Here is a 21768-nt window from a genome sequence, read left to right as displayed (position 1 = left end):
GGGGGCCGCGGCCCCCGCCGCGGCGTCACGTCACCTCCAGCTCCAGGATCCTGTCGTCACCCGGCTTCGGGGTGCCCCGGCCGTCGGTCTGGCTGGTCACCAGGAGCAGGGTGTGCGGCCCCGTCGCCACCACCGTGCGCAGCCGTCCGTACGTGGACGTCAGGAACGCCTGGGGCGCGGCCAGCGGCCTGGTGCCGTCCAGCGGGACGCGCCACAGCCGCTCGCCGCGCAGGGACGCCACCCAGACGCACCCCGCCGCGTACGCCACCCCGCTCGGGGAGGCCTCCGCGGTCCTCCACTGCTCCACCGGGTCCACGAACCCCGGCCTGCCCCCCTTGCCCTCGACCACCGGCCAGCCGTCGTTCTCGCCCGGTCCGATCAGATTGAGCTCGTCCCAGGTGTCCTGGCCGAACTCCGAGGCCCACAGCCGGTTCGCGCCGTCCCAGGCGAGGCCCTGCACATTGCGGTGGCCGTACGAATACACCACCGAGTCGGCCTCGGGGTTGCCGTGCACCGGCTGTCCGTCCGGCGTCATCCGCAGGATCTTGCCGCCCAGCGACTTCCTGTCCTGCGCCAGGCCGCGCTCGCCCGTCTCGCCCGTGCCCACGTACAGCATCTTGTCCGGGCCGAAGGCGATCCGGCCGCCGTTGTGGATGGTGCCCTTGGGGATGCCCCGCAGGATGGTGTCGGGCGCGCCCAGCTGCTCGCCCGGCGGGCGCTTCTCGTCGTAGATCATGCGGGCGACGCGGTTGTCGGACGCGGTGGTGAAGTACGCGTACACCTGGTGGTCCGAGGCGAACGCGGGGGAGAGGGCGAGGCCGAGAAGACCGCCCTCGCCGCCGGGCTGTACGCCCGGCACACTGCCGACCGCGGTCTGCCTGCCGTCCGGGCCGACCCGTCCGACCGTGCCGCCGTCGCGCGAGGCGACCAGCAGGCCGCCGTCGGGCAGCGGGGCCACGCCCCAGGGCGACTTCAGGCCCTGGGCCACGGTTCTGACGACCTTGACCGAGCCCTTCGCGGGCGGGAGGCCGGCGGTCGACGCCGAGGGGGAGGTCCTGGGGGAGGCCGGGGCGGGCGAGGCGTGGGTGCCGCCGTCGGGCCGCGGCGCGGTCCCGGACGAGCACCCGGCCGCGAGCACCAGCACGGCGGCGGCCAACAGGGCGGTCACAGCAGGACGTTGCACGGTTCGCTTCCTTTCGAGCGGCTGCGGCCCCTACCGTACTCAGAGCCGCCCCCCGAACCCCCGCCCGCGCCCCGTTTCCGGGACCCGCTCCTCAGTCCCAGGAGCCGCGTGCCGGCGGCAGCCGTTCGATCTCCGCCTCGTCCCGGGCCGTCAGCACCAGCTCCGCCGCGGCGGCGTTCTCGCGGGCCCACTCCTCGCGCTTGGTGCCCGGCACCGGGATCACGTGCGGGCCCTGCCCCAGCAGCCAGGCCAGGGCGACCTGGGCCGGGGTCACCCCCTCCCCGTGGCGGGCGGCGACCCGGCGCAGCCCCGCCACCACGGGCTGGTTGGCCGCCATCATCTCGGCGGTGAAGCGGGGATGCCGGGCCCGGACGTCGTCCGGCTCGAAGCCCTGGCCCGGGGTGAGGGTGCCGGAGAGGAAGCCGCTGCCGAGCGGCATCGCGGCCAGGAAGCCCACGCCCCGCGCCGCGCACCACGGCAGCAGCGCGTCCAGCGCCTCGCGCGCCCACACCGACAGCTCGGCCTGGACGGCGCTGACCGGGAAGACCTGCTGCACCCGCTCCAGTTGACGGATCGTCCCTTCATGGGGGGCGCCCGCCCGCCGGGCGACCGGAGCGCCCGTGGCGCACACCCCCAGGGCCCGGACCTTGCCCGCCGACACCAGCTCCGCCATCGCGCCCCAGGTCTCCTCGACCGGGACCTCGGGGTCCGCGCGGTGCAGCTGGTAGAGGTCGATGACGTCCGTCTGGAGCCGCCGCAGCGAGGCGTCGCAGGCCCGCTTCACATAGCCGGGCCGGCCATTGGCCACCACATGCGCGTCACCGCCCACCAGCAGCCCGCACTTGGTGGCGACGAAGGCGTCGCCCCGGCGCTCCTTCAGCGCCCGGCCCACCAGCAGCTCGTTGGTGAACGGCCCGTACATGTCCGCGGTGTCGAGCAGCGAGGACCCGGCGTCCAGGGCCGCGTGCACGGCGCGCAGCGAGCGCTCCCCGCTCCGCTGCGACGCGGTGTATCCCCAGCTCATGGGCATGCAGCCGAGGCCGATCGCGCCCACCTCCAGGGCCGCCGCACCGATAGTCCTGCGCTCCAACTCCCCGTACCCCTCACGTACCGCCCTGGGTGTGCCCCCCAAACTAACCTCTGGCCCCCGCCGGTCCTGACATAGCCTCCGGGCATGACTGCTGACGTGTGGCTTCCCCTCCCGGCCGACGAGATCCCGGGCCTTCCCGACGGCCTCTCCTACCGCTTCTGGGACGGCGGCGCGGACTACCCCGCCGACCCCGCCGACTGCGCCTTCTACGTGGTCCCGTACATGAAGGGCGCGCCCGTCGCCGTGCGGCCGCTCGCCGCGATGACCGGCGTACGGGTCGTCCAGACACTGTCGGCGGGCATCGACCACGTGCAGCCCGGACTCGGCGCGCTGGCCCCGGGCGTGCGGCTGTGCAACGCGCGCGGTGTGCACGAGGCGTCCACCGCCGAGCTCACCCTCGCGCTGATCCTGGCCTCGCTGCGGGGGATTGCCTCGTTCGTCGTGGGGCAGGAGAAGGAGGAGTGGCGGTCCGGGTTCTATCCGGCCCTCGCCGACAAGACCGTGCTGATCGTGGGGTACGGATCGATCGGCGCGGCCATCGAGGACCGGCTCGCGCCTTTCGAGTGCGCCCGGGTGGCGCGCGTGGCGCGCTCCTGGCGCACGACTGCGCGCGGCCCCGTGCATCCCCTCACCGAACTGCCCGCACTCCTGCCGGAAGCCGACGTGGTGGTCCTCTCCACACCGCTCACCGAGCAGACGAAGCACCTCGCGGACGCAGACTTCCTGGGCCGCATGAAGGACGGAGCGCTGCTGGTGAACGTCGCCCGCGGCCCCGTCGTGGACACCGGGGCGCTCCTCGTGGAGCTGAGGAAGGGCCGTCTCCACGCCGCCCTGGACGTCACCGATCCGGAGCCGCTGCCCGCCGGACACCCGCTGTGGCATGCGCCGAACGTGCTCATCAGCCCGCACGTCGGGGGCTCCACGTCGGCTTTCCTGCCGCGGGCCAAGTCACTGCTCGCCCGTCAGCTGACCAAGTACGCGGCCGGGCAGCCGCTGGACAACGTGGTCATGACGATCGCGTAGGGCCGCCCCGCCTTCGATTGGCAACTCTGCGCAGTGGTCCGCGTGCGATCCGTGTCCCCAACTCCCTTGGCGGTCACGGAGCGTAGAGGAACTATGTCCCTGAGTGACGAGACTGGTGTATCGTCCCGACCGGGGGCTGCGCCGCGTGTCCGAGGCGCGGGGGAGCGAAAGTCACAGCGAGGGGGGCGACGGGCGATGCACGGCCAATGGACCAACGATCCGACGCGACGGGGCCGCCGACGGCTGCCCCGGGGCACCCGAGCGGGACTCCCGCGCCACCGCACCCGGCCCAGGGTCCGGGGCCGGGCCCGCACCAGGATGCCGGCCCGGCCCCGGCCTCCGGCCGGGGCGGCCCGCCCGCCCTCCCCGGCCGCCGGCCCGGCGGCCGCCAGGGCCCACCCGCCGGGCCGGGCGAGCGGCCCCGGGCCCCGCGTCCGTACCGCGTCCCGGCCCGGAGGGGCCCGGTGAGCGCCCCGGGTGCGGTGCTGCCCCACCGGCCGCTCCCCGACGAGGGGACGGGCCTGGTCTCCCAGCTCGTCCTCGCGGTGATCTGCGCGGGGTACGCGACGGGGGCGGCGCTCGGCTGGGGATCCCCGGAAGTCGCCGAGGTGATGGGGGACTTCGGGTTGAGCGCCGCGGCGCTCACGGCCTCGGTCTCCTGCTTCCTCTACGCGCGCGGAGGCGCCGGGGAGGGGGAGAGCCGCTTTCGGCCCGCGTGGCTGCTGTTCTCGTTCTCCTCCGCCATGGCGGCGAGCGGCAACGGAATCTGGGGGTGGTACCAGGTGGTGCTGGAGCACCCGGTCCCCACGCCCTCCGCGGCCGACCCGTTCTTCCTGCTCTTCGCGCCGCCCGCGATCGTCGGTCTCCTGGTGCTGGCCAAGCGCCCGGTCACCCGGGCCGGCTGGGTCTGCCTGGCGCTGGACTCCTGGCTGATCGGCGGCTCGCTGCTGACCCTCTCGTGGAGCCTGGCCCTCGCGCGCACCGCCCACCTCGAGGGCGGCAGCGTCGCGCGGGCCGCCCTGGGCCTCGCCTATCCACTGCTCGACATCGTGCTGGTGAGCATGGTGCTCGCGCTGCACTTCCGGCGCTCCTCCGCCAACCGGTCGGCGATCAACACGACCATCGCCGCGCTCGCCCTGACCGTGCTGTGCGACACGCTGTACACCTCACCGCTGCTGCACCAGCACTACCAATCCGGCCGGCTCCTGGACGCGGGCTGGTTCGCCGCCTCGCTGCTGCTGGCCTACGCGCCGTGGGGAGCCCGCAGGATCGCCGCCGGCCGGATGCCCGCACCGCCCCCGCCGCCCCGGCGGCCCGGCGCGCCCCCGGCGAGCCGCCCGATCGCCGGCTCCCTGGGAGCGCTCACGCCGTACCTCGCGGCCGCGGTGTGCACCCTGGGCATCCTGTACAACGTGATCGAGGGCCGCCGGGTGGACCGCGTCGTCGTCTTCACCGGGTGCACGGTCGTGCTGGCACTCGTGGTGCGCCAGGCGATCATGCTGGTGGACAACATCGCCCTGACCCACGAGCTGGCCCAGAAGGAGAACCACTTCCGCTCCCTGGTGCAGGGCTCCAGCGACGTCATCATGATCGCCGCGCCCACCGGCATACTGCGCTATGTGAGCCCCGCCGCCGCGGGGGTCTACGGACGGGACGCGGAGGACCTGGTCGGCTCCGAGCTGGCCTCCCTCATCCACCCCGAGGACCTGGGGCGGGTGGTGCACGAGGTGCGGCGCTTCCTGGCCGCGCCCCCGCTGGAGGAGCCGACCACCCGGATCGAGTGCCGCTTCAAGTCGGGCACCGGCGAGTGGCTGAACGTGGAGTCCACCATCAACCGCCACCAGGGCGGCCTCATCCTCAACAGCCGGGACGTCACCGAACGGGTGCGCCTCCAGGCCCAGTTGCAGCACAACGCCGAGCACGACCCGCTCACCGACCTGCCCAACCGCGCGCTGTTCACCGAGCGGGTGCGCCAGGCCCTGAGCGGCCGCCGCGCCTCCGACCCCGGCACCGCGGTGCTCTTCATCGACCTCGACGGCTTCAAGCAGGTCAACGACACCATCGGCCACCAGGCCGGCGACGAACTGCTGATCCAGGCGGCCCGCCGCCTCCAGGACTCGGTCCGGGCCGGTGACACCGCCGCCCGCCTCGGCGGCGACGAGTTCGCCGCCCTGATCCTCGGCGACGGCGGCCGCGACCGCGCGGCCCGCCAGCGCCAGGTGTACGAGATCGCCGACCGGCTGCGCCTGACGCTCTCGCAGCCGTACCAGATCGACGGCAACGAGGTGCGGGTCGCCGCCTCCATCGGCGTCGCCTTCGCCGAGCGCGACGTCAGCGCCCGCGAGCTGATGCGCAACGCCGACCTCGCGATGTACCGCGCCAAGTCCGGCGGCAAGAACCGCGTCGAGATGTACGGGCCGCAGATGCAGGCCGAGGTGGTCCGCAAGACCGAGATCGCCGCCCGGCTGCGCACGGCGCTGCACGAGGGCGAGTTCGCGCTGCTGCACCAGCCCGTCGTCAACCTCACCACCGGGCGGGTGGCCGCCGTGGCCGCCCAGGCGCGCTGGAGATCGGCCCAGGGGATCCTGTTCACCCCGGCCGAATTCCTGCGGGTCGCCGACGACAGCGAGCGCACCGCCGAGCTCGGCCGATGGCTCCTGGAGGAGGCCGTCGAGCAGGCCGCCGAGCGGCGCGCGGCCGGGCACCACACCCCGGTCGCGGTCCGCCTCCCGGCCCGCCGCCTGCTCGACAAGTCGATGCCGCTCGGATCGGTGGAAGCCCTGCTGACCAGGTACGGACTGCCCTCGGGCGCCCTGGTGATCGAGCTGTCCGACAGCGACCCGAGGATCTCCTTCGACGAGCTGGAGCGCCGTCTGGTGAGCCTGCGCCGGCTGGGCGTACGGATCGCCCTGGACGGCTTCGGCAGCGGCTACGCGGCGATCAACGCCCTGCGCCGCCTCCCCATCGACGTCCTGAAACTGGACAGGGGACTGGTCGAGGGCGTGGTCGAGTCCGCCCGGCTGCACAAGATCACCAGCGGGCTGCTGCGGATCGCCTGCGACCTCGGGATGCAGTCCGTCGCCGAGGGCGTGGACGTACCGGAACAGGTGATGGCGCTGCGGGCCATGGGATGCACCCACGGACAGGGCATGGCCTTCTCCGGGCCGCTGGACGAGTACCGGCTGCGCCGGGCACTGGTGCGGGGCACGTTCCCGGTGCCGGGCGGGGCCGCGCTGCCCGTGCTCAGCGGCCGGACGCTGCCCTCCGTCCGGGTCAACCACTCACATAGTGAGACACCCGTCCCACCTACTTGACACGTCCGGGGCGCCGGGGGGAGGGTCAATGCCATGCGCACCCGAATTCTCGTACTTGGAAAGCGCGTCGGCTGAAGCCGGGCCCCCCACGCGGGCCCAGTGGACCACACCCCGACGCGCTCCCCTCGCTTGCCTCACGGCACGAGGGGTTTTTTGTTGCACTGGCACCCCTGACGCACGACAGCGATCTCGACCAAACCCCCGCACAAACCCTCAGCTTCGAGAAGAGAATGCCGATGACCGAGCAGGCCACCGGGGCCCACCATCCGCAGCCGCGGGCCCGTAACGGCGGACACCACTCCGCCCCCGTTGAGCACGTCACGGGCGCGCAGTCCCTCATCCGCTCTCTCGAGGAAGTCGGGGCCGAGACCGTCTTCGGCATTCCGGGCGGCGCCATCCTCCCGGCGTACGACCCGATGATGGACTCCACCCGGGTCCGCCACGTCCTGGTCCGCCACGAGCAGGGCGCCGGCCACGCCGCCACCGGCTACGCGCAGGCCACCGGCAAGGTCGGCGTCTGCATGGCGACCTCCGGCCCCGGCGCCACCAACCTGGTCACCCCGATCGCCGACGCCCACATGGACTCGGTCCCGCTGGTCGCGATCACCGGTCAGGTCTCCTCCAAGGCGATCGGCACCGACGCCTTCCAGGAGGCGGACATCGTCGGCATCACGATGCCGATCACCAAGCACAACTTCCTGGTCACCAAGGCCGAGGACATCCCGCGCACCATCGCGGAGGCCTTCCACATCGCCTCCACCGGCCGCCCGGGCCCGGTCCTGGTCGACATCGCCAAGGACGCCCTCCAGGCGCGCACCACCTTCTCCTGGCCGCCGCACATGGACCTGCCGGGCTACCGCCCGGTGACCAAGCCGCACGCCAAGCAGATCCGCGAGGCCGCCAAGCTGATCGTCCAGGCGAAGCGCCCGGTGCTGTACGTCGGCGGCGGCGTCCTGAAGGCCGGCGCCACCGCCGAGCTGAAGGTCCTCGCGGAGCTGACCGGAGCGCCCGTCACCACCACCCTGATGGCGCTCGGCGCCTTCCCCGACAGCCACCCGCTGCACGTGGGCATGCCCGGGATGCACGGCGCGGTCACCGCCGTCACCGCGCTCCAGAAGTCCGACCTGCTGATCGCGCTCGGCACCCGCTTCGACGACCGGGTCACCGGCAAGCTGGACAGCTTCGCCCCGTACGCGAAGATCATCCACGCGGACATCGACCCGGCCGAGATCGGCAAGAACCGCGAGGTCGACGTGCCGATCGTGGGCGACGCCCGCGAGGTCATCGCCGACCTGGTCCAGGCGGTCCAGGCCGAGCACACCGAGGGCCACACGGGCGACTACACCGCCTGGTGGAACGACCTGAACCGGTGGCGCGAGACCTACCCGCTCGGCTACGAGCAGCCGGACGACGGCAGCCTCTCCCCGCAGCAGGTCATCCAGCGCATCGGCGAGCTCGCCCCCGCCGACACGATCTTCGCGGCCGGCGTCGGCCAGCACCAGATGTGGGCCGCCCACTTCATCAACTACGAGCGCCCCGCCACCTGGCTGAACTCCGGCGGCGCCGGAACGATGGGGTACGCGGTCCCGGCGGCCATGGGCGCCAAGGCCGGTATGCCGGACCGCCCGGTCTGGGCGATCGACGGCGACGGCTGCTTCCAGATGACCAACCAGGAGCTCACCACGTGTGCGCTCAACAACATCCCGATCAAGGTCGCCATCATCAACAACGGCGCCCTCGGGATGGTCCGCCAGTGGCAGACCCTCTTCTACAACCAGCGCTACTCCAACACCGTGCTGCACAGCGGCCCGGGGGCCACCGGCAAGGAGCCGAGCGCCGGCACCCGCGTCCCGGACTTCGTGAAGCTGTCGGAGGCGATGGGCTGTTACGCCATCCGCTGCGAGCGCCCCGAGGACCTGGACAAGGCGATCGAGGAGGCCAACTCGATCAACGACCGCCCGGTCGTCATCGACTTCATCGTCCACGAGGACGCCCAGGTGTGGCCGATGGTCGCGGCCGGCACCTCCAACGACGAGGTCATGGCCGCCCGGGGCGTCCGTCCCGACTTCGGCGACAACGAAGACGACTGAGAGAGCAGAGAGAGACCGCCACCATGTCCACCAAGCACACGCTCTCCGTCCTGGTCGAGAACACCCCCGGCATCCTCGCCCGGATCGCCGCGCTGTTCTCCCGCCGCGGTTTCAACATCGACTCGCTCGCCGTCGGTGTCACCGAACACCCCGACATCTCCCGCATCACCATCGTGGTCAATGTCGAGGACCTGCCGCTGGAGCAGGTGACGAAGCAGCTCAACAAGCTGGTCAACGTCCTGAAGATCGTCGAACTCGAGCCCAGCGCCGCGATCCAGCGCGAACTCGTTCTGGTGAAGGTGCGGGCCGACAACGAAACGCGCTCCCAGATCGTCGAGATCGTCCAGCTGTTCCGCGCCAAGACCGTCGACGTCTCGCCCGAGGCGGTGACCATCGAGGCCACCGGCGGCGCCGACAAGCTGGAGGCGATGCTCAAGATGCTGGAGCAGTTCGGTATCAAGGAGCTCGTCCAGTCCGGGACGATCGCCATAGGGCGCGGCTCGCGGTCCATCACCGACCGCAGTCTGCGGGCCCTGGACCGCTCGGCCTGAACCCGTCCCTCGCGGTGTTCATATCGCGAGACTCAAAACTGACCCTGCCATCCCCGCCGTACGGTGGGACGCAACACCAGCACACCAAGGAGATATCCCAGTGGCCGAGCTGTTCTACGACGCCGACGCCGACCTGTCCATCATCCAGGGCCGCAAGGTCGCTGTGATCGGTTACGGCAGCCAGGGCCACGCCCACGCGCTGTCGCTCCGCGACTCGGGTGTCGACGTCCGCGTCGGTCTGCACGAGGGCTCCAAGTCCAAGGCCAAGGCCGAGGAGCAGGGCCTGCGCGTGGTCACGCCCGCCGAGGCCGCCGCCGAGGCCGACGTCATCATGATCCTCGTCCCGGACCCGATCCAGGCCCAGGTCTACGAGGAGTCCATCAAGGACAACCTCAAGGACGGCGACGCGCTGTTCTTCGGCCACGGCCTCAACGTCCGCTTCGGCTTCATCAAGGCCCCCGAGGGCGTCGACGTCTGCATGGTCGCCCCCAAGGGCCCGGGCCACCTCGTCCGCCGCCAGTACGAGGAGGGCCGCGGCGTCCCGTGCATCGCGGCCGTCGAGCAGGACGCGACCGGCAACGGCTTCGCGCTGGCGCTCTCGTACGCCAAGGGCATCGGCGGCACCCGCGCCGGCGTCATCAAGACGACCTTCACCGAGGAGACCGAGACCGACCTGTTCGGTGAGCAGGCCGTGCTCTGCGGCGGCACCTCCGCGCTGGTCAAGGCGGGCTTCGAGACCCTCGTCGAGGCGGGCTACCAGCCGGAGATCGCCTACTTCGAGTGCCTCCACGAGCTGAAGCTCATCGTCGACCTGATGTACGAGGGCGGCCTGGAGAAGATGCGCTGGTCGGTCTCCGAGACCGCCGAGTGGGGCGACTACGTCACCGGCCCCCGCATCATCACCGCCGACACCAAGGCCGAGATGAAGAAGGTCCTCACCGAGATCCAGGACGGCACCTTCGCCAAGAACTGGATGGACGAGTACCACGGCGGTCTGAAGAAGTACAACGAGTACAAGACCCAGGACGAGAACCACCTCCTGGAGACCACCGGCAAGGAGCTGCGCAAGCTCATGAGCTGGGTGAACGACGAGGAGGCGTAAGCCTTCGCGAGGGGCCGCGGCGGTGTGCCGCGGCCCCTTGTCCATCCCGTCCACACCCGGACGGGTGACATTCCTCCGTGGCGGAAAAGACCGCCTTGAGCACCACTACACTGCTGCTCAACACCTACGCGTCAGGCCCACAGCGTCGTGCGTCTTCCACGCGGCCAAGCGACACCGGAGAAGAGCGGGCACATCCCCACGCCGCCCGGCACGTGCTCTCGCCGCACCGGCCGAAGGCCCCAGTAGCTCCGCTACGAGGACCTTCACCCGGCACAGCGAGAGCACGCACCGAACGACGCGGGAACGCACCCTCCCTTTCTCCGGCGCCGCTCCCCCTCCACCGCCTGCGGCCGTCGGGACGGCAGTCCGCAGCACTGGAACTGTGAGGACTCACGTGAGCTCGAAACCTGTCGTACTCATCGCTGAAGAGCTGTCGCCCGCCACCGTCGACGCCCTCGGCCCGGACTTCGAGATCCGGCACTGCAACGGAGCCGACCGCGCCGAACTGCTGCCCGCCATCGCCGACGTGGACGCGATCCTGATCCGCTCCGCGACCAAGGTCGACGCCGAGGCCGTCGCCGCCGCGAAGAAGCTGAGGGTGGTCGCCCGCGCGGGCGTCGGCCTGGACAACGTGGACGTCTCCGCCGCCACCAAGGCCGGCGTGATGGTCGTCAACGCCCCGACCTCCAACATCGTCACCGCCGCCGAGCTCGCCTGCGGTCTGCTGGTCGCCACCGCGCGCAACATCCCGCAGGCCAACACCGCGCTGAAGAACGGCGAGTGGAAGCGGAACAAGTACACCGGCGTCGAGCTGAGCGAGAAGACGCTCGGCGTCGTCGGTCTCGGCCGCATCGGCGTCCTGGTCGCCCAGCGCATGTCCGCGTTCGGTATGAAGATCGTCGCGTACGACCCCTATGTGCAGCCCGCGCGCGCCGCGCAGATGGGCGTCAAGCTCCTCACCCTCGACGAGCTGCTCCAGGTCGCGGACTTCATCACCGTGCACCTGCCCAAGACCCCTGAGACCCTCGGCCTCATCGGCGACGAGGCGCTCCACAAGGTCCAGCCGCACGTGCGGATCGTGAACGCGGCGCGCGGCGGCATCGTCGACGAGGCCGCGCTGTACTCGGCGCTCAAGGAGGGCCGCGTCGCGGGCGCGGGCCTGGACGTGTACGCGAAGGAGCCCTGCACGGACTCCCCGCTCTTCGAGCTCGACCAGGTCGTCTGCACCCCGCATCTGGGCGCCTCCACCGACGAGGCCCAGGAGAAGGCGGGCATCGCGGTCGCCCGCTCGGTGCGCCTGGCGCTCGCCGGCGAGCTGGTGCCGGACGCGGTCAACGTCCAGGGCGGCGTCATCGCCGAGGACGTGAAGCCGGGTCTGCCGCTCGCCGAGCGCCTGGGCCGGATCTTCACCGCGCTCGCGGGCGAGGTGGCGGTCCGCCTCGACGTCGAGGTGTACGGCGAGATCACCCAGCACGATGTGAAGGTGCTCGAACTGAGCGCGCTCAAGGGCGTGTTCGAGGACGTGGTGGACGAGACCGTCTCCTACGTCAACGCGCCGCTGTTCGCGCAGGAGCGCGGTGTCGAGGTACGGCTGACGACCAGCTCGGAGTCCCCGGACCACCGCAACGTCGTCACCGTGCGCGGCACGCTCTCCGGCGGCGAGGAGGTCGCGGTCTCCGGCACGCTGGCTGGCCCCAAGCACCTCCAGAAGATCGTGGCCATCGGCGAGTTCGACGTGGACCTCGCGCTCGCGGACCACATGGTGGTGCTGCGCTACGAGGACCGCCCCGGCGTCGTCGGCACGGTCGGCCGGATCCTGGGCGAGGCCGGTCTGAACATCGCGGGCATGCAGGTCGCCCGCGCGGAGGAGGGCGGCGAGGCCCTCGCGGTCCTGACCGTGGACGACACGGTGCCGCAGCCGGTGCTGAACGAGCTGGCCGAGACCATCGGCGCGGCCTCGGCCCGCTCGGTGAACCTGGTCTGAGACGGGTTGCCCGCGCCCCGGTCCTCCCGGGGCGCGGGCGGTGCGCGCCTCGCCATACGCGCGTATTACACGTACGTATAAAACAGGGTAGGCTCCCCGCATGGGACACCGTGAGGATCTGCTCGAAGGCGCCAAGCGCTGCCTGCTGGAGAAGGGGTTCGCGCGGACGACCGCGCGGGACATCGTCAAGGAGTCGGGGACGAACCTCGCGTCCATCGGCTACCACTACGGCTCCAAGGACGCGCTGCTCGCACAGGCGTACATCGCCCTGGTCGAGGGTGTCTCGGACGCCTTCGAGGCGCCCGAACAGGGCCCGGCCACCGCGCCCGGCTCGCTGGAGCGCTTCCAGGAGGTGTGGTCGAACATCATCTCCACCATGGAGCAGCCCGGCTCGATGTGGCACCTCAGCATGGAGATCATCGTCATGGGTGATCAGCTCCCCGGGGTGCGCGACCATCTGGCGCAGGCCCAGCGCGAGGGCGCGCGCGGCATCATCCCCATGTTCATGGGGGGCGAGGAGGCCGAGGTCGGTGACGACGAGGTCGACACGCTCGGCAAGCTCTACATGACGCTGATGATGGGGCTCATCGCCCAGTGGACCTTCGACCCGGGGACGGCGGCGAGCGGCGCCGAGCTGACCGAGGGGATGCGGCGGCTCATCCGCGCCGTGGACGCCGGCGGGCCCTCACAGGCGTGACGCCTTCAGCGCCATGTGCAGCAGCAGCCGGTCCTCGCCGTCGGCGAGGTCGAGCCCGGTGAGCTGCTCGACCCGGGAGAGCCGGTAGTAGAGGGTCTGGCGGTGGATCCCGAGCGCCGCCGCCGTCCGTCCCGCCTGGCCCGCGTGGTCGAGGAACACCTCGGCGGTGCGGGCCAGTTCGGTGTGGGCCGGGGTGAGCAGGGAGGCGACCGCCGCGTCGTGCGCGGCGGTGCCGGGCAGCGCCGTCAGCAGCCGGTACGGGCCGATCCCCGCCCACTGGGCGACCGGGCCGAGCCCCGGTTCGGCGAGCGCGGCGCGGGCCGCGCCGGTCGCCTCGTGCCAGGAGGCGGGCAGCTCGCCCAGGCCCCGGCGGGCCGGCGCGACCCCGGCCGCGGCGCCCGGGCCCGCCGTGGCGCGCAGCCGCTCGGCGGCGGTCAGCGCGGGCGCGAGCGCGTCGGCCGAGCGCAGCCGCACCAGCGCCCCGAGCACCTGAGCGGGAGCGGCGGTGTCGTCCGCGCCCTCCTCGCCGTGCGCCCCCCACGGCACCGCGCACACCGCCGCCGTCCCCGGCACGGTCCGCACCGACGGGGTCTCCCGGGGCCAGGGGCTGACGCAGACCACCGCGTGCAGGCCGTCCGCGTCCGGGCCGAGCGCCGCCCGCAGGGCCGTCGTCGCCATGTCGCGCTGCCAGCCCGGCCCGGCGGTCAGGGCCGCCCGGAACTCGCGGGACAGGTCGGTGCCCGCCCGCGCCTCGTCGGCGAGCAGCCCGCCGATCCGGGAGGCCACCTCCATCGCCGCGGCCAGCCGGTCCTCGGCCGGGCCGGGGTCGGCGTCCAGCAGCCACACGTACCCGAGCACCACGCCCCGGTGGCGCACCGGCAGACAGATCCGGTCGCGGAAGACGCCCGCCTCGGGGGCGGCCGGGATACGGACCGGGCCGGTCGCGCGGGTGATGCCGAACCCCTCGAACCAGGCGCGGACCGCCGGGGTGGAGCGGCGGGTCAGGATCGAGCGGGTGCGCACCGGGTCCATCGCCGCGTCGTCCTCGGAGTCGTGCGCCCCGAACGCGATCAGCCCGAAGTCCCGGTCCTCCAGGGTCGCGGGGGCGCCGAGCAGCGCCGAGATCTCATCGACCAGGTCCTGGTAGTCGCCCTTCACAGCAGCCATTCTCGCGCACTCCGGCGCCGCCTTCAGACATCTGTCTGAGATGCGGGGCACGGATGCGTGACAGGTGTCGATGGCAGACGATCGGACGGATATCTAGGTTTCACGGTGGTTCTCCGTGCCGTTCCCCGATCGTCGGGTTCCGGCCTCCTGCTATCCCTTTCCATGGAGGTGCCCCGTGCTGGGTCCCGTGATCCTCGCCGCGTCGCGCAGCGACAAGATGCGCCGCTTCGTCTCGGCCGCCCCCGGCACCAAGCAGGTCGTCGACCGGTTCATCGCCGGGGAGACGGTCGACGAGGTCGTGCCGATCGTCGAGGACGCCGCCGCCAAGGGCCTGGAGGTCACCCTGGACGTGGTGGGCGAGGACATCACCACCGTGGAGCAGTCCCACGCCGCGCGGGACGCCTACCTCCAGCTGATCGAGCGCCTCAAGGCCCTGGACCTGGGCACCCGCGCCGAGATGTCCGTGAAGCTGTCGATGTTCGGCCAGGCGCTGGAGGGCGGCCACGAGCTCGCCCTCGCCAACGTCCGCCCGGTCGTCGAGGCCGCCGCCGCCATCGGCACCACGGTCACCCTGGACGCCGAGGACCACACCACCCTCGACTCGATGTTCGCCATCCACGAGGAGCTGCGGAAGGACTTCCCGCAGACCGGCTGCGTCATCCAGGCCTACCTCTTCCGCACCGAGGAGGACGCCCGCCGCCTGGCCGCCGCCGGCAGCCGGGTGCGGATCGTCAAGGGCGCCTACAAGGAGCCCGCCTCCGTCGCGTACCAGGACAAGGGCGAGATCGACAAGGCGTACGTCCGTGTCCTGAAGATCCTCATGGACGGCGAGGCGTACCCCATGATCGGGTCGCACGACCCGCGGCTGATCGCCATCACCCAGGAGCTCGCGCGGCGCGCCGGGCGCAAACTGGACGAGTACGAGTTCCAGATGCTGTACGGCATCCGCAGCGACGAGCACCTGCGGCTCGCGGCCGAGGGCCACCGGATGCGCGTCTACACGGCGTACGGCACCGACTGGTACGGCTACTTCATGCGCCGTCTCGCGGAGAAGCCGGCCAACCTGCTCTTCTTCGCCCGCTCCATCCTCACCAAGGGCTGAGCCCACCACCCCTCACCAAGGAGTTCAGAGACTCATGGACGCTGTAACCCAGGTCCCCGCTCCCGTCAACGAGCCGGTGCACGGCTACGCCCCGGGTTCGCCCGAGCGCGCGCGCCTGGAGGCCAAGCTCAAGGAGCTGGCCGAGAACCCGATCGACCTGCCGATGACCATCGGCGGCGAGAAGCGGATGGGCGGCGGCGAGCGCTTCGACGTCGTGCAGCCGCACAACCACAAGGCCGTCCTCGGCACCTTCGCCAACGCCACCACCCAGGACGCGCAGGACGCCGTCGACGCGGCCCTCGCCGCCGCCCCGGCGTGGCGTGCGATGTCCTTCGACGACCGCGCCGCGATCATCCTGCGCGCCGCCGAGCTGCTGGCCGGCCCCTGGCGCGAGACGCTGGCCGCCTCGACCATGCTCGGCCAGTCCAAGACCGCCCAGCAGGCCGAGATCGACACCCCCTGCGAGCTCGTCGACTTCTGGCGCTTCAACGTCCACTACGCCCGCCAGCTCCTCGCCGAGCAGCCCCCGGCGAACTCCCCGGGCGTGTGGAACCGCATGGACCACCGCCCGCTGGAGGGCTTCGTCTACGCGATCACGCCGTTCAACTTCACGGCCATCGCGGGCAACCTGCCGACCGCCCCGGCCCTGATGGGCAACGTGGTCGTGTGGAAGCCGTCCCCGACCCAGACCCACGCCGCCGTGCTGCTCATGCGGCTCCTGGAGGAGGCCGGTCTGCCCAAGGGCGTCATCAACCTCGTCACCGGCGACGGCCTGGCCGTCTCCGAGGTCGCCCTGAACCACCGCGACCTGGCCGGCATCCACTTCACCGGCTCCACCAAGACCTTCCAGCACCTGTGGAAGACGGTCGGCGCCAACATCGAGAAGTACCGCACCTACCCGCGCCTGGTCGGCGAGACCGGCGGCAAGGACTTCGTCGTCGCGCACCCCAGCGCCGACCGCGCGGTGCTGAAGACCGCGCTGACCCGCGGCTCCTTCGAGTACCAGGGCCAGAAGTGCTCGGCCTCCTCGCGCGCGTACGTCCCCGCGTCGATCTGGAACGACGGCTTCAAGGAGGAGTTCGCGGCCGAGGTCGACGCCATCACCATGGGTGACGTCACCGACCTGTCGAACTTCATCGGCGCCGTCATCGACGAGCGCTCGTTCGCCAAGAACAAGGCCGCGATCGACCGGGCCAAGGCCGACGCCTCCTGCACGATCGTCGCCGGCGGCACCTACGACGACTCGGTCGGCTACTTCGTCCGCCCGACCGTCATCGCGTGCACGGACCCCGAGAACGAGGTCTTCACGACCGAGTACTTCGGCCCGATCCTCGCGGTCCACGTCTACGAGGACGACAAGTACGACGAGATGCTGACCCAGATGGAGTCGGTCTCGGACTACGCCCTCACCGGCTCGGTCATCGCGGGCGACCGCGCGGCGGCGGCGTACACGATGGACAAGCTCCGCTACGCGGCGGGCAACTTCTACATCAACGACAAGTCGACCGGCGCCGTCGTCGGCCAGCAGCCCTTCGGCGGCGGCCGCGCCTCGGGCACCAACGACAAGGCCGGCGCCCCGCAGAACCTGATGCGCTGGACGCTGACCCGCGCCATCAAGGAGACGCTGGTCCCGCCGACCGACTACACGTACCCGCACATGGGCTGACCGCCGGTCGCCTCGCGAACCCCGCCCCCGTCCTTGGTCCCCCAACCGAGGACGGGGGCGGTTCGCGTTCCCGGCCGCGGGCCGGCGCTCAGACCTCCACCAGCACCTGGTCCAGGGACTTGCGTACGAGGTCGGGGACCTCGCAGCCCTCGGCGGGGTAGCCGACCGGGACCACCGCGAACGCCTTCTCGTTGACGGGACGGCCGAGCACCTCCCGCAGGAACCGCATCGGGCTGGGGGTGTGGACCAGCGCGGCCAGACCACTCTGGTGCAGGGCGCTCAGCAGCAGCCCGACCGCGATCCCCACCGACTCGTCCACGTAGTAGTGCTTGTGCCGGGTGCCGTCCTCGGCCAGCCAGTACCGCTGCTGGAAGACCACGATCAGCGCCGGGGCGTCGGTGAGGTGGCTCTTGACGGCGTCCGTGCCCAGCGGGCGCAGCGCCGCCAGCCACTCCTCGCCCAGCCGGCCGTCGTAGGAGACCCGCTCCTCGTGCTCGGCCGCCTCCCGTATCCGGCGCCGTACCTCCGGATCGCGGACGAGGACGAAGGTCCAGGGCTGCTGGTGCGCGCCCGAGGGGGCGGTCGCGGCGCACGCGACGGCGTCCCGGACCACCTGCTCGGGGACCGGGTCGGGGGAGAACTGCCGTACGGTCCTGCGCTCGTCCATCGTGGCGCGCAGGGCCGCCGCCCGCGCCAGGGACTCGGCGGCGGGCATCCGGGCGGGGCGGTAGGGGACCGGGCGGTAGGGCTCGCCGTGCGTGGGCGTCCACCGCTGCTGGGGGGAGGGTGACATGGGAGCGAGTCTGGCGCTGCCGTGCCCGGTACGTAAGGGCGCGAAGTGGCCTGTCACAGTGGTCCCATGACTGAGTCTCAGCACACCGCGCACACCTCGCAGCTCGGCCCGGACGGCCTGCCGAGGATCCGCGCCCTGCTCGACACCGCCTTCGACGGGGACTTCGACGACGAGGACTGGGACCACGGCCTCGGCGGCGTCCACTCCTTCCTCGACGACGAGCAGGGCCTCGCCGCGCACGGCAGCGTGATCATGCGCCGGGTGCTGCACGGCGGCCGGTCCTACCGCGTCGGCTACGTCGAGGCCGTCGCCGTGCGCGCGGACCGGCGCCGCCAGGGGCTCGGCGGGCGGGTCATGGCCGCCCTGGAGCACGTGATCGACGAGGCGTACGCGTTCGGCGCGCTCTCCGCCTCCGACGAGGGCGCCGCGCTCTACCGCGCCCGCGGCTGGCAGGTCTGGCCCGGCCGGATCGAGGTCCTGAGCCCGGACGGGGTGGTGCGCCTCCCCGAGGAGGAGGGCACCACCTTCCTGCGCCCGGCCGCGGGCCGCCCGCTGCCCGACCCGGCCCAGCCGCTGGTCTTCGACTGGCGCGACGGCGACGTGCTGTGAGGCGCGGGCCCCGGAGCGCGGGCGGGCGGCGAGGACAGGCCCTCAGAGCACGCCCGCGTCCCGGGCCGTCCACACCGACGGGTACAGCGGGCGGAAGCCCAGCTCGTCCCGGAGCCGCAGCGTCGACATGATCGTGTAGAACGGGTCCGGGTCGGTGCGTTCCGCCAGCTCCGGCGGTACCTCCACCCCGTTGAGCTGGTGCAGCTCGACCGCCGTCACAGGGCAGTCGTCCGCGATGTTGTACTTGCGGCCCGCCACCCCCGGCGCGTACAGCAGTCGCATCAGCGCCTGCGCCACGTCCGCGTGGTGCACCATCGGCAGCCGCTGGTACGCGGCCCACTGGCCCGCCCAGTACACCGACTGCGCCAGGTGCGGGTCGCCCTCGCCGTAGACGAAGGCGAGCGCGCCGACCCGGACGTCTAGGCCGTGCTCGCGGTGGAGGGCGAACAGGCCCTGTTCGGCGGCGGCCTTGGACTCCGCGTACGTCCCCCACAGCGGACCGCCGGGCACCGGCTCGTCGTCCTCGGTCAGCGGACGCCCGCGCCCCAGGCCGTACGCCAGGTTCGACGACACCTGGACGAACCGGCTCACCCCGGCCTCCAGCGCCAGCCGGCCCAGCGCCAGCGCCGCGTCGCGGTTGACCGCGCGGTTCTCCTCGTCCGTCACGTTCCGGTAGGACACCGCCAGGTTCACCACCGCGTCCACCTCCGCCAGCGCCTTGCGCACCGACTCCTCCTCGCGGACGTCGCCGACCGCGACCTCGTGGGCGCCGAGGGCCGTGCCGCGGGCCTCGTCGCGCACCAGGACCCGCACCAGGTCGGCCCGCTGGACCAGCCTCGGCACGAACCTGCGGCCGACCTCGCCCGTCGCCCCCGTCACCAGGATCCGCATCTTCCGCTCCTCTCGATGGCCTGGCCCCAGCCTGGCGCGAGCCGGCCCGCGGCGGGAGGGACGTCCCCATCCAGGGAGCGGCACTCCCTGGATACGGACCCGTACGGACCGTCATGCTGGGGGTGTGGACAGAGAAGAACTCGCGGACTTCCTGCGGCACTGCCGGGCCCGGCTCGAACCCGCGGACGTGGGCCTGGCGGCCGGGCCCCGGCGGCGGACGGCCGGGCTGCGCAGGGAAGAGGTCGCCCAGCTCACCGGGATGTCGGCGGACTACTACACCCGTCTTGAGCAGGCCCGCGGCTCGCGCCCGTCCCGGCAGATGCTCACCGCGCTGGCGCGGGCGCTGCGGCTCAGCCGGGACGGGCGCGATCACCTCTTCCACCTGGCGGGCGAGGAGCCGCCGCGCGAGCGGCACGGCTCGGTCCACGTACGACCGGGCCTGATGCTGATCCTCGACCGGCTGCACGACGCGCCCGCGCAGGTGATGAGCGACTGGGGCGAGGTGCTCGCCCAGAACGCGATGGCGGCCGCCCTGGTCGGCGAGGCCGCGCCGGGCCGGAACATCATCCGCGGCTACTTCACCGAGCCGTCGCTGCGCGCCCTCTTCCCGCCCGAGGACCGGGCCGGGCACGCCCGCAGCCATGTGGCCCAGCTGAGGGCGGTGCTCGCGGCCCGGCCCGCCGACCCGGAGCCGGCGGCGCTGGTGGCCGAACTGCGGGGGTGCAGCGAGGAGTTCGCCGCGCTGTGGGACGAGCACGAGGTGGAGACCCGGCACGCCAGGGCGAAGCGGTTCCTCCACCCGGTGGTGGGCCTGCTGGAGCTGGACTGCGAGATCCTGCTCAGCTCCGGCGAGGGCCAGTTCCTGGTGGTGCACTCGGCCCGCCCGGGCACCGAGGCCCACCAGCGGCTGGAGCTGCTGCGGGTGGTGGGCCTCCAGGACCTGACGGTCGGCGGCTGAGGGGCCGGGGTGTCTCGGGGCGGGGTCACGCGTCCTCGACGCCCTGTGCGATCTCGCGCTTGACGCGCCGCCAGCCCAGGGCGCAGGCCACCGGGGTGGCGACGGCCGCGCCGATCAGCGCCGGGTACATCACCAGATCGCCTCCGTAGTGCACCGCGGCGGCGCTGGCCGTGCCCGAGACGACCGCGGCGGCGAGCATCTGCTTGAGCTTGCCCCGGTAGGTGGTGCTCAGCAGGAGCTTCCTGGCGGGCGGCGCCACCAGCTCGTCGAGCCCGGCCGCCGGGCCGGCACTGGCCGCCTTGGGGCGCTTGAGGTACATGTACAGCAGCCAGTGCCCGCACGGCTCCCAGCCGTCGGGGGCGAGCCGGGCCGTGACCGCCTCGCGCTCGGCGGCGTTGCCGGCGTTCTCGCGGCGGTACTCCCACCGCATCGCCGCCGCCGGGTCGCGTCGGCAGACGAACCGGCCGAGCCGGTCCAGGCCCTCGACCTCCCAGCCCTGGTCGCCGTAGTGGTTGAGGTGCTTGCGGTCGGTGTAGATGTCGGTGGCCCACTTCCAGGTCTCCGCCTCCGCCGCCGGCTCCTGGGCGGCCCGGCCGCCGGTGAGCCGGGCCGCGAAGTCCTCCGGGGCGCCGAACTCCTCGTACGGATCGGTGGACCCGGACTCCGCCAGATAGCCGGTGAGCTCCGCGACGGTCGCCGTCACCTCGCTCCGCGGCATCCCGGCCGCCCGCAGCCTCCCGGCGAGGGCCCCGAAGTAGTCGCTCTGCTCGCTCATGACGGTCGTCCCCCTGGTGTCGCGCTGGTCAGCATGGTCTTCACGGCGGTGTGGAACTCCAGCCAGGACGCGCCCTGCTCGGCGAGGGCCCGCCGGCCCTCCTCGGTCAGCCGGTAGTAGCGGCGGCCCGGCCCGCGCTCGGCGGCGCGGAACTCCCCGACGGCGAGCCCGGCCTCTTCGAGCCGGTTCAGGACGGGGTAGAGCGTCCCGCCCTTGATCTCCCCGAGCCCGGCCGCGGCCAGGGTCTTGGAGATCTCGTACCCGTAGCTCTCCCCTCCCTTGAGGCAGGTGAGGACGAGGAGGTCGAGGACGCCCTTGAGCCAACTGGATCTGCGGTCTGCGGCCATGGCTGTATTCCAGCACCACCTAGATAGGAATGCAAACTAGATGGCACCGCCTGAACGAACGGCACCGGAGGCGGCCGTCTCAGATAGTAGGAAATCCGAGTAATCGTGGAGACAGAAGCGGAGTCCTCCCTTAGCTTGGGAGGAGCCGAACGTCTCGCTAGATCCAGCGAATGGCGGTCGCGAGCGCGGTGCCCCCAGGCAGGCAACCCCTGCGGCAGCGCTCCCCGCCCCTTCCGGCGCCTCGATATCCCCGTGATCTCAAGGAGTCGATCCTCATGTCCGAGACGACGACCGTCCGCCGTGTCCGCCATGTCGCCCGTACCAGCGACGCCGACCGCAAGAACGCCGCCGCGGCCCTCCAGCGCGCGCTCGACCGCAGGGACAACGGGGGCGCCACCGGGCACTAGCCCCTGGGCCGCGTGCCGT

General features: G+C 72.3%; 19 protein-coding genes. 12 read left to right on the top strand and 7 right to left on the bottom strand.

Annotation, left to right across the window (positions count from 1 at the left end):
• Positions 1-25 precede the first annotated feature (25 nt).
• Positions 26-1183, bottom strand: a complete 1158-nt coding sequence (locus AC069K_RS05155) for a PQQ-dependent sugar dehydrogenase (RefSeq protein WP_365100748.1) — start codon at positions 1181-1183, stop codon at positions 26-28.
• 91 nt (positions 1184-1274) lie between these two features.
• The gene (locus AC069K_RS05150; RefSeq protein ID WP_365100750.1) at positions 1275-2273 is read right to left on the bottom strand and encodes an aldo/keto reductase; all 999 of its coding nucleotides are present in this window, start codon (positions 2271-2273) and stop codon (positions 1275-1277) included.
• A gap of 84 nt (positions 2274-2357) precedes the next feature.
• On the opposite strand from AC069K_RS05150, the gene AC069K_RS05145 reads away from it, so the two are divergent.
• The 7 genes from AC069K_RS05145 to AC069K_RS05115 all read left to right on the top strand — a co-directional run bounded on the left by AC069K_RS05145 (position 2358) and on the right by AC069K_RS05115 (position 13034).
• Positions 2358-3296, top strand: a complete 939-nt coding sequence (locus tag AC069K_RS05145) for a 2-hydroxyacid dehydrogenase (RefSeq protein ID WP_365100751.1) — start codon at positions 2358-2360, stop codon at positions 3294-3296.
• Between the two features lie 464 nt (positions 3297-3760).
• Positions 3761-6610: a putative bifunctional diguanylate cyclase/phosphodiesterase gene (locus tag AC069K_RS05140; protein WP_478612208.1), complete on the top strand. Its 2850-nt coding sequence runs from the start codon at positions 3761-3763 to the stop codon at positions 6608-6610.
• 230 nt (positions 6611-6840) lie between these two features.
• Positions 6841-8700, top strand: a complete 1860-nt coding sequence (locus AC069K_RS05135) for an acetolactate synthase large subunit (RefSeq protein WP_365100755.1) — start codon at positions 6841-6843, stop codon at positions 8698-8700.
• A gap of 23 nt (positions 8701-8723) precedes the next feature.
• Complete coding sequence (ilvN, locus tag AC069K_RS05130; protein WP_358836664.1) at positions 8724-9251, top strand: acetolactate synthase small subunit; 528 nt, start codon at positions 8724-8726, stop codon at positions 9249-9251.
• 100 nt (positions 9252-9351) lie between these two features.
• Entirely contained in the window at positions 9352-10353 is a 1002-nt protein-coding gene (gene ilvC, locus AC069K_RS05125; protein ID WP_358836665.1) for a ketol-acid reductoisomerase, read from the top strand.
• Between the two features lie 394 nt (positions 10354-10747).
• Positions 10748-12337 carry a phosphoglycerate dehydrogenase gene (gene serA / locus AC069K_RS05120; protein ID WP_358836666.1) on the top strand — a complete coding sequence of 530 codons (1590 nt, stop codon included), beginning with the start codon at positions 10748-10750 and terminating at the stop codon, positions 12335-12337.
• 100 nt (positions 12338-12437) lie between these two features.
• A complete protein-coding gene (locus AC069K_RS05115) occupies positions 12438-13034 on the top strand; it encodes a TetR/AcrR family transcriptional regulator (protein ID WP_478612204.1) in 597 nt (198 codons plus the stop codon).
• Here AC069K_RS05115 and AC069K_RS05110 read toward each other — a convergent pair.
• Positions 13023-14192, bottom strand: coding sequence for a PucR family transcriptional regulator (locus tag AC069K_RS05110; RefSeq protein ID WP_478613283.1), 1170 nt, complete (start codon positions 14190-14192; stop codon positions 13023-13025). The two genes, AC069K_RS05115 and AC069K_RS05110, sit on opposite strands and share 12 nt — an antisense overlap.
• Positions 14193-14376: 184 nt before the next feature.
• Between AC069K_RS05110 and AC069K_RS05105 the strand changes: the two genes are divergently transcribed.
• Positions 14377-15303, top strand: coding sequence for a proline dehydrogenase family protein (locus tag AC069K_RS05105; RefSeq protein WP_358836535.1), 927 nt, complete (start codon positions 14377-14379; stop codon positions 15301-15303).
• A 34-nt stretch (positions 15304-15337) separates the two neighbouring features.
• The gene (pruA, locus tag AC069K_RS05100; protein WP_365100759.1) at positions 15338-16969 is read left to right on the top strand and encodes an L-glutamate gamma-semialdehyde dehydrogenase; all 1632 of its coding nucleotides are present in this window, start codon (positions 15338-15340) and stop codon (positions 16967-16969) included.
• A gap of 88 nt (positions 16970-17057) precedes the next feature.
• Here the strand turns inward: pruA and AC069K_RS05095 are convergent, their stop codons facing one another.
• Positions 17058-17762, bottom strand: coding sequence for a nitroreductase family protein (locus AC069K_RS05095; protein WP_365100761.1), 705 nt, complete (start codon positions 17760-17762; stop codon positions 17058-17060).
• A gap of 66 nt (positions 17763-17828) precedes the next feature.
• Between AC069K_RS05095 and AC069K_RS05090 the strand changes: the two genes are divergently transcribed.
• Positions 17829-18371: a GNAT family N-acetyltransferase gene (locus tag AC069K_RS05090; RefSeq protein ID WP_365100762.1), complete on the top strand. Its 543-nt coding sequence runs from the start codon at positions 17829-17831 to the stop codon at positions 18369-18371.
• A 42-nt stretch (positions 18372-18413) separates the two neighbouring features.
• Here AC069K_RS05090 and AC069K_RS05085 read toward each other — a convergent pair whose 3' ends face one another.
• A complete protein-coding gene (locus AC069K_RS05085; protein WP_478612200.1) occupies positions 18414-19262 on the bottom strand; it encodes an NAD-dependent epimerase/dehydratase family protein in 849 nt (282 codons plus the stop codon).
• Between the two features lie 124 nt (positions 19263-19386).
• Here AC069K_RS05085 and AC069K_RS05080 point away from each other — a divergent pair, with 124 nt between their 5' ends.
• Positions 19387-20220: a helix-turn-helix transcriptional regulator gene (locus tag AC069K_RS05080; RefSeq protein WP_358836540.1), complete on the top strand. Its 834-nt coding sequence runs from the start codon at positions 19387-19389 to the stop codon at positions 20218-20220.
• A 25-nt stretch (positions 20221-20245) separates the two neighbouring features.
• Here the strand turns inward: AC069K_RS05080 and AC069K_RS05075 are convergent, their stop codons facing one another.
• Together AC069K_RS05075 and AC069K_RS05070 are read right to left on the bottom strand one after the other, a co-directional pair.
• The gene (locus AC069K_RS05075) at positions 20246-20995 is read right to left on the bottom strand and encodes a hypothetical protein (RefSeq protein WP_365100766.1); all 750 of its coding nucleotides are present in this window, start codon (positions 20993-20995) and stop codon (positions 20246-20248) included.
• On the bottom strand, positions 20992-21342 hold the full coding sequence (locus AC069K_RS05070) for a PadR family transcriptional regulator (RefSeq protein WP_478612197.1): 351 nt from the start codon (positions 21340-21342) through the stop codon (positions 20992-20994). The genes AC069K_RS05075 and AC069K_RS05070 overlap by 4 nt, the downstream gene beginning before the upstream one ends.
• Positions 21343-21617: 275 nt before the next feature.
• Between AC069K_RS05070 and AC069K_RS05065 the strand changes: the two genes are divergently transcribed.
• The gene (locus AC069K_RS05065; protein ID WP_358836543.1) at positions 21618-21749 is read left to right on the top strand and encodes a hypothetical protein; all 132 of its coding nucleotides are present in this window, start codon (positions 21618-21620) and stop codon (positions 21747-21749) included.
• The last annotated feature ends 19 nt before the right edge of the window (positions 21750-21768 follow it).

The sequence above is a fragment of the Streptomyces sp. NPDC043908 genome (genome assembly GCF_056435525.1).
The sequence above is the reverse complement of the archived record's forward strand: the minus strand, read 5'-3'. Positions and strand labels throughout refer to the sequence as shown.